At 38.0% G+C, this 14,871-nt stretch carries 21 protein-coding genes; all 21 read right to left on the bottom strand.

All coding sequences use genetic code 11. The features are described from left to right. Window positions 1-28: 28 nt before the first annotated feature. The 21 genes from KJ593_03125 to KJ593_03025 all read right to left on the bottom strand — a co-directional run bounded on the left by KJ593_03125 (window position 29) and on the right by KJ593_03025 (window position 14,868). Window positions 29-436 (bottom strand): hypothetical protein, encoded by a 408-nt coding sequence (locus KJ593_03125; GenBank protein ID MBU2540873.1) that lies wholly within the window; start codon window positions 434-436, stop codon window positions 29-31. A 52-nt stretch (window positions 437-488) separates the two neighbouring features. Further along, window positions 489-773, bottom strand: a complete 285-nt coding sequence (locus tag KJ593_03120; GenBank protein ID MBU2540872.1) for a GIY-YIG nuclease family protein — start codon at window positions 771-773, stop codon at window positions 489-491. Window positions 774-793: 20 nt separating this feature from the next. Then, window positions 794-1,174: a response regulator gene (locus tag KJ593_03115; GenBank protein ID MBU2540871.1), complete on the bottom strand. Its 381-nt coding sequence runs from the start codon at window positions 1,172-1,174 to the stop codon at window positions 794-796. A gap of 26 nt (window positions 1,175-1,200) precedes the next feature. Then, window positions 1,201-2,268 (bottom strand): hypothetical protein, encoded by a 1,068-nt coding sequence (locus KJ593_03110; protein ID MBU2540870.1) that lies wholly within the window; start codon window positions 2,266-2,268, stop codon window positions 1,201-1,203. A 153-nt stretch (window positions 2,269-2,421) separates the two neighbouring features. Further along, entirely contained in the window at window positions 2,422-3,555 is a 1,134-nt protein-coding gene (tal, locus tag KJ593_03105; GenBank protein MBU2540869.1) for a transaldolase, read from the bottom strand. 94 nt (window positions 3,556-3,649) lie between these two features. After that, window positions 3,650-4,555: an FAD-dependent oxidoreductase gene (locus KJ593_03100; GenBank protein ID MBU2540868.1), complete on the bottom strand. Its 906-nt coding sequence runs from the start codon at window positions 4,553-4,555 to the stop codon at window positions 3,650-3,652. Window positions 4,556-4,565: 10 nt separating this feature from the next. Then, window positions 4,566-5,732, bottom strand: coding sequence for a permease (locus KJ593_03095; GenBank protein ID MBU2540867.1), 1,167 nt, complete (start codon window positions 5,730-5,732; stop codon window positions 4,566-4,568). 27 nt (window positions 5,733-5,759) lie between these two features. After that, window positions 5,760-5,996, bottom strand: a complete 237-nt coding sequence (locus KJ593_03090; protein ID MBU2540866.1) for a glutathione S-transferase N-terminal domain-containing protein — start codon at window positions 5,994-5,996, stop codon at window positions 5,760-5,762. A 9-nt stretch (window positions 5,997-6,005) separates the two neighbouring features. After that, a complete protein-coding gene (locus KJ593_03085; protein ID MBU2540865.1) occupies window positions 6,006-6,449 on the bottom strand; it encodes a hypothetical protein in 444 nt (147 codons plus the stop codon). A 27-nt stretch (window positions 6,450-6,476) separates the two neighbouring features. After that, complete coding sequence (locus KJ593_03080; protein MBU2540864.1) at window positions 6,477-6,938, bottom strand: pyridoxamine 5'-phosphate oxidase family protein; 462 nt, start codon at window positions 6,936-6,938, stop codon at window positions 6,477-6,479. Between the two features lie 22 nt (window positions 6,939-6,960). Then, entirely contained in the window at window positions 6,961-7,125 is a 165-nt protein-coding gene (locus KJ593_03075; GenBank protein MBU2540863.1) for a rubredoxin, read from the bottom strand. Between the two features lie 15 nt (window positions 7,126-7,140). Beyond that, window positions 7,141-8,328, bottom strand: a complete 1,188-nt coding sequence (locus tag KJ593_03070) for a flavodoxin domain-containing protein (GenBank protein MBU2540862.1) — start codon at window positions 8,326-8,328, stop codon at window positions 7,141-7,143. A 36-nt stretch (window positions 8,329-8,364) separates the two neighbouring features. Next, window positions 8,365-9,069 (bottom strand): xylene monooxygenase, encoded by a 705-nt coding sequence (locus tag KJ593_03065; GenBank protein MBU2540861.1) that lies wholly within the window; start codon window positions 9,067-9,069, stop codon window positions 8,365-8,367. An 89-nt stretch (window positions 9,070-9,158) separates the two neighbouring features. Next, on the bottom strand, window positions 9,159-9,416 hold the full coding sequence (locus KJ593_03060) for a phosphohydrolase (GenBank protein ID MBU2540860.1): 258 nt from the start codon (window positions 9,414-9,416) through the stop codon (window positions 9,159-9,161). Continuing rightward, a complete protein-coding gene (locus KJ593_03055) occupies window positions 9,413-10,249 on the bottom strand; it encodes a 4Fe-4S binding protein (protein MBU2540859.1) in 837 nt (278 codons plus the stop codon). Before KJ593_03055 ends, KJ593_03060 begins: the two co-directional genes overlap by 4 nt. Next, window positions 10,218-10,661, bottom strand: a complete 444-nt coding sequence (locus KJ593_03050; protein ID MBU2540858.1) for an Rrf2 family transcriptional regulator — start codon at window positions 10,659-10,661, stop codon at window positions 10,218-10,220. The genes KJ593_03055 and KJ593_03050 overlap by 32 nt, the downstream gene beginning before the upstream one ends. Before the next feature lie 63 nt (window positions 10,662-10,724). After that, window positions 10,725-11,183, bottom strand: a complete 459-nt coding sequence (gene dtd / locus KJ593_03045) for a D-tyrosyl-tRNA(Tyr) deacylase (GenBank protein ID MBU2540857.1) — start codon at window positions 11,181-11,183, stop codon at window positions 10,725-10,727. Window positions 11,184-11,190: 7 nt separating this feature from the next. Next, entirely contained in the window at window positions 11,191-12,108 is a 918-nt protein-coding gene (locus KJ593_03040) for a DUF481 domain-containing protein (protein MBU2540856.1), read from the bottom strand. Then, on the bottom strand, window positions 12,101-13,189 hold the full coding sequence (locus KJ593_03035; protein ID MBU2540855.1) for a hypothetical protein: 1,089 nt from the start codon (window positions 13,187-13,189) through the stop codon (window positions 12,101-12,103). The genes KJ593_03040 and KJ593_03035 overlap by 8 nt, the downstream gene beginning before the upstream one ends. Next, entirely contained in the window at window positions 13,189-14,514 is a 1,326-nt protein-coding gene (locus tag KJ593_03030) for a hypothetical protein (protein ID MBU2540854.1), read from the bottom strand. Before KJ593_03030 ends, KJ593_03035 begins: the two co-directional genes overlap by 1 nt. A 21-nt stretch (window positions 14,515-14,535) precedes the next feature. Continuing rightward, window positions 14,536-14,868 carry a cupin domain-containing protein gene (locus KJ593_03025; GenBank protein ID MBU2540853.1) on the bottom strand — a complete coding sequence of 111 codons (333 nt, stop codon included), beginning with the start codon at window positions 14,866-14,868 and terminating at the stop codon, window positions 14,536-14,538. Window positions 14,869-14,871: the final 3 nt, after the last annotated feature.

Here is a 14,871-nt window from a genome sequence, read left to right as displayed (position 1 = left end):
ATTAAAACTACTAAAACAAATAAAATTATCACATAATAGCGCAAAGCCTACCTATGAAATATCCCTTAATTGTCAGGAATACGCCGAGGGCAAGAATCAGGACCAAGTAGACCTTTAATAAAGCTTGTTTCTTCTGGTATACCTGCATAAATTTGTCTATCGTATTCGGAAAGATGATTAACCAGATACCTTTAACGATCCCGCCCCAGCCAAAGATTGTAATGATTACAACCCAGCTAGCTACCCATACATTATGGATTATCACTACAAGAAGACCGAATAAAAGTGCAAATATTCCGCCTAAATAAACCAAGGCAGTGTTTTTACAAAAATCCTCCATAACCCTCTGATAGGTCTTTAGGTTCAACATAATACCTAATGCAACAATGATCATGTAAGGACCAAGAAGTTTAGCGATAAATACTGTGTTTTCCATACAAACCTCCTTTCATATTACCATGAGTAAATTGATTAATTTTAAGATCAGCTTATTTTTTAGCATCTACTAATTCTTTTTTCTGTTCTCGCGTTAATTTCTTAATTCTTTTTTCCTCTAAAAATGCCTTCTTAAAGTATTTATATTCCCTGCTCCATACCAGCTTAACCGGCCTTCTGTCTCTTGTATATTTAGCACCTTTTCCATCATTGTGCTCTTTAATCCTATTTTCTAAATTGTTTGTATAGCCAGTATAATAGGTGCCGCTTTTACACTTAAGGATATATACGTAGAACTTGCCTTCTCGTTTAAATCTTCGCGTCTTTGACCTGCTCAATAATTTCTCCCTCTAAAGATCTACTCTTCCTTTAATAACTCTTTTATTTTACTAAAAAGTATTTCTATATCTATTGGCTTCAAAATAAACGAGTCAGCACCTAATTTAAGGCATCTTTTGGTAATACTTCTGGGCTCTAGACTTTCGCCTGTAAGAAGTATTATGGGTATATCTCTTGTCTTATTTCCTTGCTTTAGGAGTTCACATATCTCATATCCATTCATATCAGGCATTACTATATCAAGAAGGATCAAGTCGGGTGCCTCCCTTTCTGCCGTTGGAAAAACCTCTTTAGCCTTGGATGTAACTACCACCAAATAATTCTTCGCCTCTAGTCTCTGCTTTATTGCCTCTAGACAATCAAGTTCATCATCGACTACTAGTATCTTCTTTTTTTCCATTGCGCTCTCCTTATATAAAATAGATATTATGGCATTCTATCTTTGAACAAGTATAGCCAAAAAACCAGAGAACAGACAAATATTAGAAGTTTTAGTTTAAATTTTGAACCGAGGATAATTAAGGAACCAATAATATAAAATTCTGAAAGAAAACGCAAAAACCCCCAATCTTCTGCCCAAAAATCCCGGCTTGCAAATAAAAGTGGAATTGCATAAAGTAGCCACGATAGTTTTTCATGTTTCGTTGCTACTGTTGAGCCTAAAGACTTTAGCACGGAAATGGCAAATGCAACAATGAAACATAACTCGCTAAAATATACTAATAAGTCAATTCTTTCTCTATCTTTGAAAAAATTTATAATACCCAACAATGGCAAACCAAAATTATAACTAGATACAGGAAAAGGCCATTCTGCCCACTTAAGAAAAAGAAATAACTGCCAACCAAAATATGAAACAATAGGTATTACAAAAAAATACCATTTCAACTTATCATTACTTTTGCCTTCATCTGTCACTAAGAAGCGAATTAACAAAGCTGCTACGGCAACCATAAGCGTGGTCTCTCTCGTAAACATTGCCAGAGTGAGAAACAAGGTAGCAAAGAGATGCTTGTTGTTTCGGAGTAAGAATAGACTCAAAAACAAAAAACAAACTGCTACTATTTCTGCAAGATCTCGCGCAAAACTTAAGATAAACCCTGGGTATATAGCAAAAATAAGACCCCAAAGTGCATGTTGTTTCATTGACTGGGCAAAAAGTCCACCTAAATAGGCGATTAAACACAAGGCAAAATAGTTTACCAAGATCATCATTATAGGAACAAGCTCAGGACGTCCCAACGACAGTCCCCAGACAATTAAAGGATACATAATCCGTTGTTGGCGATAAGAAGGGGCGTCGAATGTAATTCCGAAATCGTCAGTTTTAAAACCAAATGGATCAAGCGCCATACGATAATAAAATTGGCCATCGTAGCCAGCGGAATTATCGCCAAGCACTCTTAAGCCGTCAGGAACAAGATCAGGATCACAAAACATTTCACCTGCCTCTATAAAGTCTGAGGGCTCATAATCAAAGATAGTAAATCTCATAATTATAAATATAAGATATACTGTGGCTATTATTACCAAGGGGACTTTTGCAGAGTCCAGGCGAGTTCGCAGATACGAATTCATTTGAATCCTTATTTTAGGCACTCGAGGAATTCTGTATTAAAAAAGAGGCCCGTCTTAATTTAACCCAACCTATTTAACACATACCCTCTTAGTCTTATCCTCTAAGGAACCAAGAAGAGAGCGAAACGAATTTTCAAATGCAACTACTCCATCCTGGAGTAATTTTGTACATACGCTATCTATGTCAATGTCAAAACACCTAAGATCATCAATAACCGCTTGGACTAGAGTAATATCCGCTGTTAAGGCCTGTTTTACTACTCCATGTTCTAGAAAGGCATCAAATGTATTATCTGGCAGGGTATTGACTGTATCCCTTGCAATGAGTTCACTTACGTATTTAATATCGTTGTAAGCTGGATTTTTGGTACTGGTTGAGGCCCAGAGCGCCCTTTGAACCTTAGCGCCTTTTTTTTCTAATTCCTTGAATTCACTATCAGAAAAAATCTCTAAATATTTTCCAAAGATAATAGCTGAATTTGCCACGGCTGCTTTTCCTTTTAAGGCCTGTAGTCGCTTTTTTACTGAATCGTCACTCTCTTCTGCTATGCGCTCATCAAGCATTTTGTCCACTTTGGTATCAACGCGGCTTACAAAAACACTCGCCACTGAAACTATTCTACTCAAATCACCACAGTCAGCTGAGAGCCGCCTAAGACCTCTCAAATAAGCCTGCGCTGTCTTAATATATTGGCCTAAGGAAAATATCAAAGTAGCATTAATGTTTATGCCAGAGGCAAGAAGCTCTTCAATGGCCTCAAATCCAGCATCAGTTGCAGGCACCTTAAGCATAACATTGGCTCTATTTACTATCCCGTGTAATCTCTTGCCTTCTTCTATGGTCTCTTTAGGTCTTGCTGCAAGTTCAGGATTAATCTCTAAACTCACATAACCATCTTGGGCATCAGTCTCATCATACACAGGCCTAAATATATCAGCAGCTTCCTGAATATCAGCAATCGTCAAAGCATCATAAATTTCAAAAGTCGATCTAGCTTCAAAGGATAATTGTCTTATCTTCTGATCATAGTCATCACTATTACTGATAGCCTTATCAAAGATTGTCGGGTTAGAGGTCATGCCTCTTAATCCTTTAGCTATTAAGCTTTTTAATTTACCACTTTCAATAAGAGAACGACTAATATTGTCCAACCAGACACTTTGTCCAAAAAGATTCAACTCCTCGATGTTTGTTTTAGGCATGCTTATCTCCTTTCTCTTAACTCAGGCCTTTCCAATCCCTCTTTTAACAACAACTAACAGGCGCAAGAGGAAGGGAATATTTTTAAGTATATATCTATCTTTTCCTAGCCAGAAAACCAAAAGCACTTAAAGCCGCCTTAGAGCCTTCACCAGCGGCAATTATAATCTGTTTCTCCGGGACGTTGGTGACATCACCCGCAGCAAAGATTCCTTCAATATTTGTCTCGTTGTGAAAGTTCACCTTAATTTCACCTAGTTCATTTCTTTCTAAGCTGGGTGCAAATTCAGAATTTGGATTAAGGCCGATTTCAACAAAAACGCCTGAAACCAAAAGCTCCTCTTGCCCTTCTTGAGTCTTTATCTTAATGGAACTGAGGAATTTATCTCCTAAAATTTCAGTCACAGAGCTGTTATTAAAAACCTTTACCTTTTCGTTGCCTAAGACCTTATCCAGCATTACAGCATCTCCAGCAAGCCCTGAGCTAATATTTATTATATAAATGCGCTTGGCTATTTTTATTAATTGCAGTGCAGCATCCAGACTTGAATTCCCGCCGCCAATAATTGCTACATCCTTTCCAGAAAACAGCGGTCCATCGCAGGTAGCGCAATATGTAAGGCCCTTATTCTTGAATTCCTTTTCGCCTTTGACATTTAATTCTCTTGATCTTTTGCCAGAGGCGATTATTAGTGTCTTTGCCTGATAAGTGCCTTTATTGCTTTTAACTATAATTACATCTGTCTCTTTCTTAACCTCTCTTACCTCTTCTTGCTCCTTCAAGACAAAATCGTATTTTCTCAGATGCTGCTCAAACTTTGCTGCTAATTCAGGACCCGTAACAAACTGATAGCCTGTATAATTCTCAATATCGCCGCTCCATGCAGCCTGACCGCCAATATCCTTACTAATAACTAAAAAATTCATTTTTTTCCGCGCAGCATAAACACTCGCTGTTATGCCTGCTGGTCCAGCACCAATAATAATAAGATCATAAATCATAGTAGAGCCTTTAGAAAATTTTATTGGCAATAAAACCTAATAAGATTACCTGCGGAACAGTTATAACAGGCAGCCAGATAGCTGTCTTCTTGCCCACATTATGCCATATGAGCCCTATCTCTGTATAATCTGTAACTACGCCTGCCATAAGAAAAACAAAGCTATTTCCTAAGGCCTTTGTTTGCCTGAATATCTCGAAGGCTAAAGGCGCAGAACCTTCAGAGCAAACCTCAATTATAGTGGCAACTATAAGCGTCACTAGTAAACCCCCTGCTGTTGGGCCCATATAATTGCTGAATATTTCTTTAGGAATATAAGCAGCAGCCAAACTTGCCAGGCCCATACCGATTAAAATCCACCAGAGCACCATATTGGATAAAGACAGCATTCCCTGATATATACCTTTTGCATCAGATTTAAGATTAGACACTGTTAGCTTATACTCTCTAGATCTCCTCTTGATGTCAGCTATTATAGAAAGATCGCTTCCAACATTAGTAACATTAGCATTAGTCTCTATAAGATTGTGTTTTTGTAAAAACTGAAAAACAAATCCTGTTATTATCGCGATTACAATAGCCGAAATTATTATGTAGGCGGCCTTTAAGCCAAAAAATCCTATTAGCATTATTGTAAGCGGCAAATTAGCCCAGGGACTTGCAAGTAAAAAGGCTATTACAGCCGGGTTAGAAGCTCCTTTTTTGTGAAGTTCTATAGACAGGGCTAATATACCGTGAGAGCAGGCACTCATAAAAAAACCCAAAATCACTGAATAAAAAATTGTGCGTTTTCTTGGCTTGGCAAGAATTGAAGAAACATATTCGCGCGGTACATAGTAATCGATGAGACCTCCCAGGAAAAAACCTAAAAGGACTGCCCACCAAATAGTCTTAAAATACATCAGCAGGGATTTTCTAAAGGCCTCAAGCAAGGGAAATTGATACGATAACAAAACTAAGGATAGCAAAATTGCAGCGACAATTATGCTCTTGTTCTTATAGAATGGGACATTAGGAGAAATCAAACATCCCTTGAGCTGTTGCGGATTAATATTGTTTTGCTGGGAAAATTTTTTAAGGCAATTCACGCTGCAGAAATAATACGTCTTATCATTATGTGCTAATTTTAAAGATGATGACTCATTAAGCGTCATCCCGCAAATAGGGTCTTTTGCCATGGGAATTCCTTTAGAAAAATATCCCTACTATAGATTCAGCGCTTTTGTTATTGCTTCCTTGTCAAAGCCAACAATAATCTCACCTTCAATATCTAATACAGGCACACCCATCTGACCTGACTTTTTCATCATCTCCTGGGCCTTTTCCTGATCAGTGGAAACATCTAAATTCTCAAAATCAACATTACTCTCTTTCAAGAACTGCTTGACCTTAATACAATAAGGACATGTGGGAGTGCTATAAACCTTGACATTTTTAGGCATCACTACCTCCTATAATACTTCTTCCTTTATCCAAGCGCCATGTAAATTACAAAGTTCGATAACAGAAAGCTTGCCGCTCGTTGCCTTAATATGAAGGGCAGCTGCAGGATTAAGACTGCCAGGCGTTAATATCACCCTGGAAATAAACTCAGCATCAATATAAAAATCAATATGCACAATATAATGCTTCTCTTCCATTGGATGCTGAATCTCCCCCATCTTTACATGTACGTCCTGACAACCTTCAGGTATCAAGCCGCATTTCCTTACGATAGTAATAACTGGAATGTGCTTTTTCTCTAATTCCGTAAGATTTTTTGCATCCTGAGGCTCTTTAATCGCATCCTCTTTCTCTATAAAAGCTGTCTTTGGCGCGCCACAGACAGGACATTTATCTGGCGCACTACCGTTTATGGATATAAATCCACAAACCTTACATACAAATCCTTTCATAATACACCTCCTAAATTAATTTTTCATTTATTTAATATGGGCTGGAGTAAGATCAACTATCTCCTCTGTCTCCATAACAATCATATATGCCGGTCTAGGCAGGCGTGACTCAGGATGTTTTGCGTGACCTTTTTCTCCATGTATATTTTTCAACACGCGATTGGTTATTCTATCAACAATTTTCTCTTCCCAGGCCTTTAAGATATGAGATTTGAGTTTTTCTGCCTCGACTAATCTTGCCTTTCCCTTAAGGCAGAAACCTCTAAAATGATGCTCGTCTACAGCTGTAATACTTATATTGTGGTTTCGTTTTAAATTTTCAAATGTCTTTTTTCTATAAAGGTCAAGGAGATATATTCGGCCATTCTTGTTTATATCTATCAGGCCTTTGCATGAGGCATGCGGACTGCCTCCTTTATCAACAGAAGAAACTACAATAAAGTTCTGACTTCTAAAAAAATAAATGATTTCTTCAGTTAAGTGCTTCATATACATCCCCTCTCTTTAAGACCTAATCTGCGACCTCTTCAAAGCTATCCTTACCTACGCCACATTCAGGACAAACCCAGGATGCAGGTAAGTCCTCAAAAGAAGTACCAGGATTTATCCCATTATCTGGATCACCCTTTGCCGGATCATAGATATAACCACAAACAATACAACGATATTTCTTCATGCCTTCCTCCCTCTATCATATATTTTTGGCGAAATCCTTTCCCCAATTATAGCACGCCTCTAATTCTTTATCATCTGGAACATACTTAACTCCTAAAGAAGGTTGCACTAACTTAATGCCGGATGCCCCTACGGCATTCTCAATTTCCTTTAGGGCCCCACCTGCCCAACCATAAGAACCAAACGCACCCGCAACCCTGTTTTTTGGTTTAAGCCCTTTTAGCAACTCTAAAAACGAAGCTATATTCGCAAGCATATCATTATCATGGGTCGAAGAGCCTAGGCAGATACCCTTTGCATCAAGCAACTCTTTTATAACTTCAGTGCGGTCAGTCTGGGCAATATCAAAAAGTTTTACTGAAATACCAGCATCAGTTAGGCCTTCTGTAATCTTTCTTGCCATTTTCTCTGTGGACTGCCACATCGTCTCATAGACAACAATTACCTTAGATTTGGTCTCATTCTTGGCCCAAGAAGTATAGGCATTAATTATCTTGCCTGGATCTCTGCGCCAAATAATACCGTGGCTAGGAGCAATCATCTTAATAGGCAAATTCATTTTTACTAACTCCTGTATCTTTTTTAAAATGATAGGGCTTAAAGGGATGAGTATGTTTGCGTAGTATTTGGCTGCCTCATCCATAAGCGCACACTCATCTACCTCATCATCGAATCGCTCACTTGTTGCATAATGCTGGCCAAAGGCATCATTAGGAAGAAGAATCTGATCTTCGGCTAGATAGGTAAACATGCTATCCGGCCAGTGAATCATAGGCGTCTCGATAAAGCTCAATGTCTTTTTGCCTAATTTCAACTTATCATTAGTCTTCACAACCTGAAAATCCCAATTGCCATAGTAGTGTTTAAAAAGACCTTCCTTGCCTTTGGCGCTACAGTAGACCTTTGCCTTTGGATTAAGCTTTAAAATCTCAGGCAGTGCTCCGGAATGGTCTGTCTCGACATGATTGGAAATTATATAGTCTATTTTTTCTGGTGCAATTAACTGCGCTATATTATCAATCAGCCCTTTGCTAAAAGAACCCATCACAGTATCAACCAAGGTAACCTTATCATCCAAAATCAAATAGGCATTATAAGTAGTGCCCCTTAGAGTGCTATAGGTATGGCCGTGGAAATTTCTTATATTCCAATCAATGACGCCTACCCAATAAATATCTTTACCTATCTTAACTGGCTTATTCATATCCCACCTCTCTATTAACTAAGGCATTAAAACTTCTTAATAGCCGATAAACTTTTCTGTTTTTATTCTTTCTTGCTCACAACCCATATCCAAACATATATTCTTCATTGCATCTACCATCTTAGGCGGGCCAAAAATAAAAAATTCTCTCTGATTGAAATCCTTGGTTTTCTCAAGCAGTAAATCCTTGCTTATACGACCCAGGATACAATCTTTGCTATCGCATCCAGAATCAGTTAAAGTATAAAATAGCTTAATATTCTGATTCTTACTACGCCAATAGTCCAATTCCTTTTTAAAGGCAATATCCTCAAGCCTCCTGTTAGAATAAAACAATTCAACCTCTGTCCCTAGGCCCTTATCCATAATATATTCTATAATTGATATAACAGGAGTTATGCCTATTCCGCCTATCAGGAATCCAATTTTTTTATAGGCATCTTTAAATACACAGTTGCCTAAAGGCAATCCGAAGGAAACCTGATCGCTTTCTTTTAAACTCCTTAATCGATTTGAAAACTCGCTCTCACTTAACTTCTTTGTAACCTCCATGTATTCCTTTGTAGGCGAAGAAGAAATCGATAGATATTTATTTAGTTCACTACTAGTTTTACTTTGCTCATCAAACATAACTTGGCAAAACTGCCCTGGCAAAAAGTTAATCTTCTCATCAAAAACAAACCTAAAACTTTCTACCGTGCTCGTCCTTTTAATTCTTTCTGTAAGCGTTCCTTTTGACATTTTAAGTTAAGCGATCAATCTTGGCCGGGAAGTAATGCATTTTTTAGAAGCCAAATCCTGCAACATCTATATTAACTCCTTTGCTAAATCTATTTGCTTTTCTTATGAGTTTCTTCTTTGTTCTTTTTGTATTTATTATATTTCTCTTCTCCAACGCATTCTCTTGCGAACCTGCACCAATCAAGGCAACTCTGGCCAGCTTGACGCATAATAGTCTTATTACATTTAGCGCAAGTCGTCTTAATCTCATCTGTCCAGATCTCAACCTCTCTGCCGCAATTCTGACATCTTATAAATTCAGGACTAGGCTGCCTAATAGTACCAGCCCCTGGGCATTGGAATTTCATTTCTGCCTCTCACCTTTAATGCCTATAACAACCTCTTTGAAAGCGACATCTTTGCCTGATACCTTAATTGCAGACTTGATCGGCTCAATCAAGCCAAAACAACAAGGAACTTCCATGTGTGCATAGGTTATTGATTTTATATTATTATTAGTCAAAACTTGAGTGATCTTTTCCTCATAGGAATCTACATCATCCAATTTAGGGCAACCCACAAGCAAGACCTTATCCTTAAGTAGGTCCTGGTGAAAATCAGCGTAGGCAAAAGGCACACAATCAGCAGCAATTAATAGGTCTGCATTATTTAAATAAGGGGCAAATGGCGGTACAAGCGTGATTTGGACTGGCCATTGTCTTAATTGAGATACTCCGACTGTTTTTGACGCCTTTCTGTTCTTTGGCTCTTTTTTACTTCTAAAATCCATGATCCTTGAACCCGGACAGCCAGAATGCGCCATGGCACTATGTGAGGCCTTAACTTCTAGAGGTACTTCTATGTTTCTCTCTTTCAAGAACTCAAGTGCCTGCTTAAAATACTTAGTCTGACCATGTTCTTTAAGGTGCTCTAAGTGCGCTTTTATAACATTCTTGCCCTGCCTTGCGATATTCTCCATAACCTTTTTTTCATCATACTCGCCTGCTTCTCTTTCTTCTACGGTTATAGCTCCTTCCGGACAATAACCAATACAAGCACCTAAACCATCACAACAAAGGTCGCTTATAAGCCTTGCCTTTTTATCTATCATCTGCAATGCGCCTTCCGGACAATTTGGAATGCACAAACCGCAACCATTGCACTTTTCTTCATCGATTCTTATAATCTTTCTTTTTGCCATAGCTGGCCCTTTCTTCTTTTAACAATAACCCTATCGTGATTGAGCTTAATTTTTTTACTACATATCGTTCAATTTCATCTAATCTCTTCTTAAGCGCGCATATCTTTATTTCAGGACAAATACTCTTTTTAAACATACATTCGTTAAATCTTACCTTTCCCTGAAATATTGATATCAAATCAGTCAACAATATCCTCTCAGCAGGCCTGGCTAATCTAAACCCACCGCCTTGACCTTTAAAAGAATGCAGCAATTTCTTTTGATTCAGGATCTGTAAAATCTTTCTTAAGAATGGCTTGGGAATCCTTAACTCCCTGACCAACTCCCTGACAGAGACTATCTTCCTGTTCTGTCTAGCTATAAACAGGAGCGCCCTAACTGCATAATCAGTATCACGTGTAAGTAGCTTCATACCCTTGCCCTAAGTAAATGATACCGTTTTAGTATCATTTGTCAAGAGAAATTTTAGATTTTCTTAAGACCCCCCCCCCTTTTTTTTTGAATCAAGCCATATTGTCAGGGGACCATCGTTAACCAATTCCACCTGCATATCCACACCAAAAACACCCCTCTTGACAATCACGCCATTCTCAATAAGTAAAGAATCAAACTTCTCCCAAAGTCCTTTTGCAACTGGAGACTCTGCTGCCTCTTCAAAACCAGGACGGTTTCCCTTACTTATATCAGCATAAAGCGTAAACTGAGGCACGCTTAAAATTTCAGCATTTATCTGTCTTATACTTAAATTCATCTTTCCCTCGCTATCTGGGAAGATACGTAAATTAAGTACTTTGTTGCAAAGATATTCCAGATCATTCAGGGTATCATCTTTGCTTATGCCAACAAAAAGCAATAAACCCTGGCCAATAGCCGCAGCCTGTTGAGATTCAACAATCACTCTTGCCGTCTTGATGCGCTGAACTAGTATTCTCATTTTTACCTTAAAAAGAATATTCTAAAGCGGATATCAAACGAAAATCATTTTTTTTGGTATTGCCGGGAGGGTCAGAATTATAGTCATCAATAAAACTAAGGCGGATTGACAAACTGTCGCTGATAGGATTTAAAAAGGAGGTCTCAGAATGCAACCTGTACCGGCTCCATTCATCCAATGTTGGATATAAAAGTAAATCCTGTGATATCCTCGAATCATGCACAAGTTTCTTTTCTAGGAAGACGCGTGGAATTATAATAATCTCATCATTATCTTTATTATCTATCCTAAATTTTGTATGCTCAAGGCCTAAACCGCATTCAGACAGCGCCTTGAAAGACTCTTCATCAGAAAACCAATAGCCTAAACCAATTGATGGCACCAAACGATAATCTATATCAGCGAATCTATCATGCTCAGCTTCAAATTTGTAAAAATTATACCAGTTGAGCTCTTCACCAAAACTAGAGGCATAACGTATGAAAACGCTGGATCTCTGAGTGTCCATTTTATTTTCTGAAGAAGAATAAAATGCCTCAGCACCAACTGTAAATTCATTAAATTCGCTTTTACGATTAGCAAATAAAGAAAATGCCAACTGGCTCTGCTGTGTATTTCCGCCTGACTTATTAAAACCTAATGAGATCTTTCTTTCCCAGGCCTTAGGAACTTCTCCAGCAAGGTCTGTTTCTTTGGCCTTCTCATCTTTGAGGATGCGCTCGACAAAACTTCTTTCAATAGAAATTACTCCTGTTGCCTCGCTGTTGATTTTAATCGCCCCTGTATCATCTTCAATGATTTCACCGCTAATCCTATCGCCATTCTTCAAGAATACCTGCTCAGCAAAGGCGCTAATAGAGAAAGAAAAAACGAAAATATTTATAAGAATTATTTTTATAATTGAATACCTAAAAAGGCTAGACATGGTTTTGAAAATGAAGTGTGCCCTGCTTATTTAAACGCGCAAGATGTTTAATCAGACTCTGGGAAAGATTAAATGTCTTTCTTTTGGGAAAACCGGCAAAAAGATTTACATCAATAATGTAGATATGTTTGTGGTCGCGGTCAGGCATAATATCCATACCCACAAAGTTTAAATTTAAGGCCTTACAAACCCTTATTGCTTTGTCTCTGGCCTTTCTCAACAGGGCTGGCGGCAGACGCTTGAGAAGTTCAGGATCGCCACGCGCGCCTTGGGATATATTTGTGGTTATCTTATCCGGCTTATTCTTCCTGGGATAGATATAAATAACCTTACCAAAAAATACATAAGTCCTTAAATCAATCATCCTCCTTCTAAGCACAAGAGGATTAATAGCATCCTCGATGATAATGTCCTTTTTTAAAAGTTTCCTCAAGAATATATTCTTACCAGTTATATCTCTGAATTTCCAGCCGCGGTCTGACCTACGGCTATGAATTTTATTATTCTTAAATATGAAATTGGTCTGCCAATTATACATACTTAAAAATGTAATACCCTTGCCCATTGAACCATAACGAGGCTTTAAGAAAAGATTATTGCCATTATTTACTAATTTTTCAATATATACAATCCCACGGCTTGTGTGGCCCTTGGGATTAGGTATCTTGACATGGCTAAGCCTGCTTTTGACTGCTACCTTGTCCCTATACAGGCCGCAAAGGTAAGGGTGATTTATATAAAGCACTGATTTTCGAGGCAGGCTCTTTTTAATCGCATGCTCAACATCTTTCCAAAAGTGTACGAATTTCTTAAAAAAGGTGCGATTACCGTATATGCCTCGGTAATTTTTGTATTCGATAAATTTATTCCAGTAATCAAAAGGAAAGAATAAAAATATAATAATTTTTTCTGTCTTTATCTTGGGTAACTTCATCTCTAAAAGTCGACTATAGTGACAGCTTACATAATCAAAACCATAGAGACTGAAGTTGTGCTTCTCCTTATCTAATTTTCTAAAGGAATCAAAATCCGCCAAATCGCCAATTGCCAAAATTGTAATGTCTTGTTCTTTTTTAAGCATTAGTCTGCTTTAATAAATTTTTTTAAATAACTGTATTCTGCTGTAAGCCTTCTGCCCTGGGTAATCACAGCCCGGCGCAGTTCAGCAGGTAGTGCGACATGGTTATTTATATCCAATACACCATGCAGAGCGATCTGATAGACATAATCTCTAATAAGACTACTGAATTCTATTGAAGCATCACGCGGCAGCTCTGTAGGAAGATTATCAACGGCCATAATTGCTATACCTTCTGATTTTAATCCTTCATAGAACTTATCTTTTTTAGGATTATATACAAAGACTGGCCTGGCTGAGGAAGTCGTTTTATATGTCAGCTCTACAGAACCGTTAATATCACAAGAGATATCGCATATAAACTCGAGTCGAAAAGATCCTTTTCTTAATAATGCGTGAATCATCTCCTTGGTTACCATGCGCGGGAAGCGACTATCCCAATAGCTTGCATGGATAAAAAGATTAAGGGAAGATAAATATTTATCAAGATTTGACTCGAATTCTCCCGGCTTACGTAAATATTCCTCAAAATAAAATCCCTTGCCTGTTTTAGAGCGTATTTTTTCTTCGCGCAATAAAACAATCTTATAAATCTTGTTTCTCATGCCTTTCTTTTCTCTGATAAATTTTTGCATATCGCGGGGGTGAATCTCTGTGGGATTCAAACATTGTAGAATCTCCTGAATCCCCTGACTTACACGGCCGTGACCTGTAATGCCGATAACAAAGGGTGAGATATGCCTTGTAAAACCTTTAGTGCGTATCCAGCGTGCCACTTTCTTAATGTCCTGCTTTATTTCATCAAATGAGTTATAGCGATGGGCAGGAGAAAGGAGTGAAAAAGGATGCCGTCTTATACCTTTGGAGTTTAACCTCTCCCCTAAATAATAGAGACTATCTACGAGACCGCAGATTCCGGCAAAGCGGCCAAAATACACAAAGCGCCTATCCTCAGCATCAACGATTCTCTCATAGTCAATCAATGTAATATTTCTTCTTATAAATTTCTTCAACAATGGCATATTGTAAGGTTGGCCTTTTATTGTATGAGAAAAGACCATATAGATTTTAGACGCATGTAGGCTTTTAACGTCAGGCTCCTTAATACCTAAAATAAGTTTTGCCTTTTTGAATCTATCTACCAATTTTCCACCGCTCCTACTATAGCTGCTATCTCTAAATATGCGCTGAGATGAAGATTGAACCTCTACCTTTATACCACGTTTATTTAACCAATCCACATCATGAGGCACTAAGGGAGTGCGCCTTTCTCCCTTTCGAGATTCACGCAAGATACCAACACAAATAGGTTTTCTAGATCTTCCCATAAGTAATCCAAAAATAAATCATTAAGAGCGTATCATAATAAGTAGCATCTTAAATCTTTCTTGAGCTTTTATTGCATGGGGAATATTGGCAGGCATAACTATAATCTGACCCGCAGCTGCGTTTTGAGGTTTACCAGCGATAAATATTTTAGCGCATCCATCTAAGATATAAACCATGGCATCAAATGGCGCTCTGTGTTCGCTTAAACCCTGACCGCTATCAAATGCAAAAAGGGTAACAGTCCCGGCCTTCTTATCCAACAAGGTCTTACTAACAATAGAACCATCACTATAAGAAATATAATCTGCTAGATCTTCTGCTTTGGCCTTTGCTAGTTGACTTTCATTATCCACAAT

The organism is Candidatus Omnitrophota bacterium (assembly GCA_018830005.1).
Taxonomy (GTDB): domain Bacteria; phylum Omnitrophota; class Gorgyraeia; order JAHJTE01; family JAHJTE01; genus JAHJTE01.
This window is presented reverse-complemented; position numbering and strand designations above follow the sequence as displayed.

Coding starts and splice junctions, on each gene's coding strand:
- KJ593_03125 (MBU2540873.1), bottom strand. CDS start 436: ATGGAAAACACAGTATTTATCGCTAAACTTCTTGGTCCTTACATGATC.
- KJ593_03115 (MBU2540871.1), bottom strand. CDS start 1,174: ATGGAAAAAAAGAAGATACTAGTAGTCGATGATGAACTTGATTGTCTA.
- KJ593_03110 (MBU2540870.1), bottom strand. CDS start 2,268: ATGAGATTTACTATCTTTGATTATGAGCCCTCAGACTTTATAGAGGCA.
- tal (MBU2540869.1), bottom strand. CDS start 3,555: ATGCCTAAAACAAACATCGAGGAGTTGAATCTTTTTGGACAAAGTGTC.
- KJ593_03100 (MBU2540868.1), bottom strand. CDS start 4,555: ATGATTTATGATCTTATTATTATTGGTGCTGGACCAGCAGGCATAACA.
- KJ593_03095 (MBU2540867.1), bottom strand. CDS start 5,732: ATGGCAAAAGACCCTATTTGCGGGATGACGCTTAATGAGTCATCATCT.
- KJ593_03090 (MBU2540866.1), bottom strand. CDS start 5,996: ATGCCTAAAAATGTCAAGGTTTATAGCACTCCCACATGTCCTTATTGT.
- KJ593_03085 (MBU2540865.1), bottom strand. CDS start 6,449: ATGAAAGGATTTGTATGTAAGGTTTGTGGATTTATATCCATAAACGGT.
- KJ593_03080 (MBU2540864.1), bottom strand. CDS start 6,938: ATGAAGCACTTAACTGAAGAAATCATTTATTTTTTTAGAAGTCAGAAC.
- KJ593_03075 (MBU2540863.1), bottom strand. CDS start 7,125: ATGAAGAAATATCGTTGTATTGTTTGTGGTTATATCTATGATCCGGCA.
- KJ593_03070 (MBU2540862.1), bottom strand. CDS start 8,328: ATGAATAAGCCAGTTAAGATAGGTAAAGATATTTATTGGGTAGGCGTC.
- KJ593_03065 (MBU2540861.1), bottom strand. CDS start 9,069: ATGTCAAAAGGAACGCTTACAGAAAGAATTAAAAGGACGAGCACGGTA.
- KJ593_03060 (MBU2540860.1), bottom strand. CDS start 9,416: ATGAAATTCCAATGCCCAGGGGCTGGTACTATTAGGCAGCCTAGTCCT.
- KJ593_03055 (MBU2540859.1), bottom strand. CDS start 10,249: ATGGCAAAAAGAAAGATTATAAGAATCGATGAAGAAAAGTGCAATGGT.
- KJ593_03050 (MBU2540858.1), bottom strand. CDS start 10,661: ATGAAGCTACTTACACGTGATACTGATTATGCAGTTAGGGCGCTCCTG.
- dtd (MBU2540857.1), bottom strand. CDS start 11,183: ATGAGAATACTAGTTCAGCGCATCAAGACGGCAAGAGTGATTGTTGAA.
- KJ593_03040 (MBU2540856.1), bottom strand. CDS start 12,108: ATGTCTAGCCTTTTTAGGTATTCAATTATAAAAATAATTCTTATAAAT.
- KJ593_03035 (MBU2540855.1), bottom strand. CDS start 13,189: ATGCTTAAAAAAGAACAAGACATTACAATTTTGGCAATTGGCGATTTG.
- KJ593_03030 (MBU2540854.1), bottom strand. CDS start 14,514: ATGGGAAGATCTAGAAAACCTATTTGTGTTGGTATCTTGCGTGAATCT.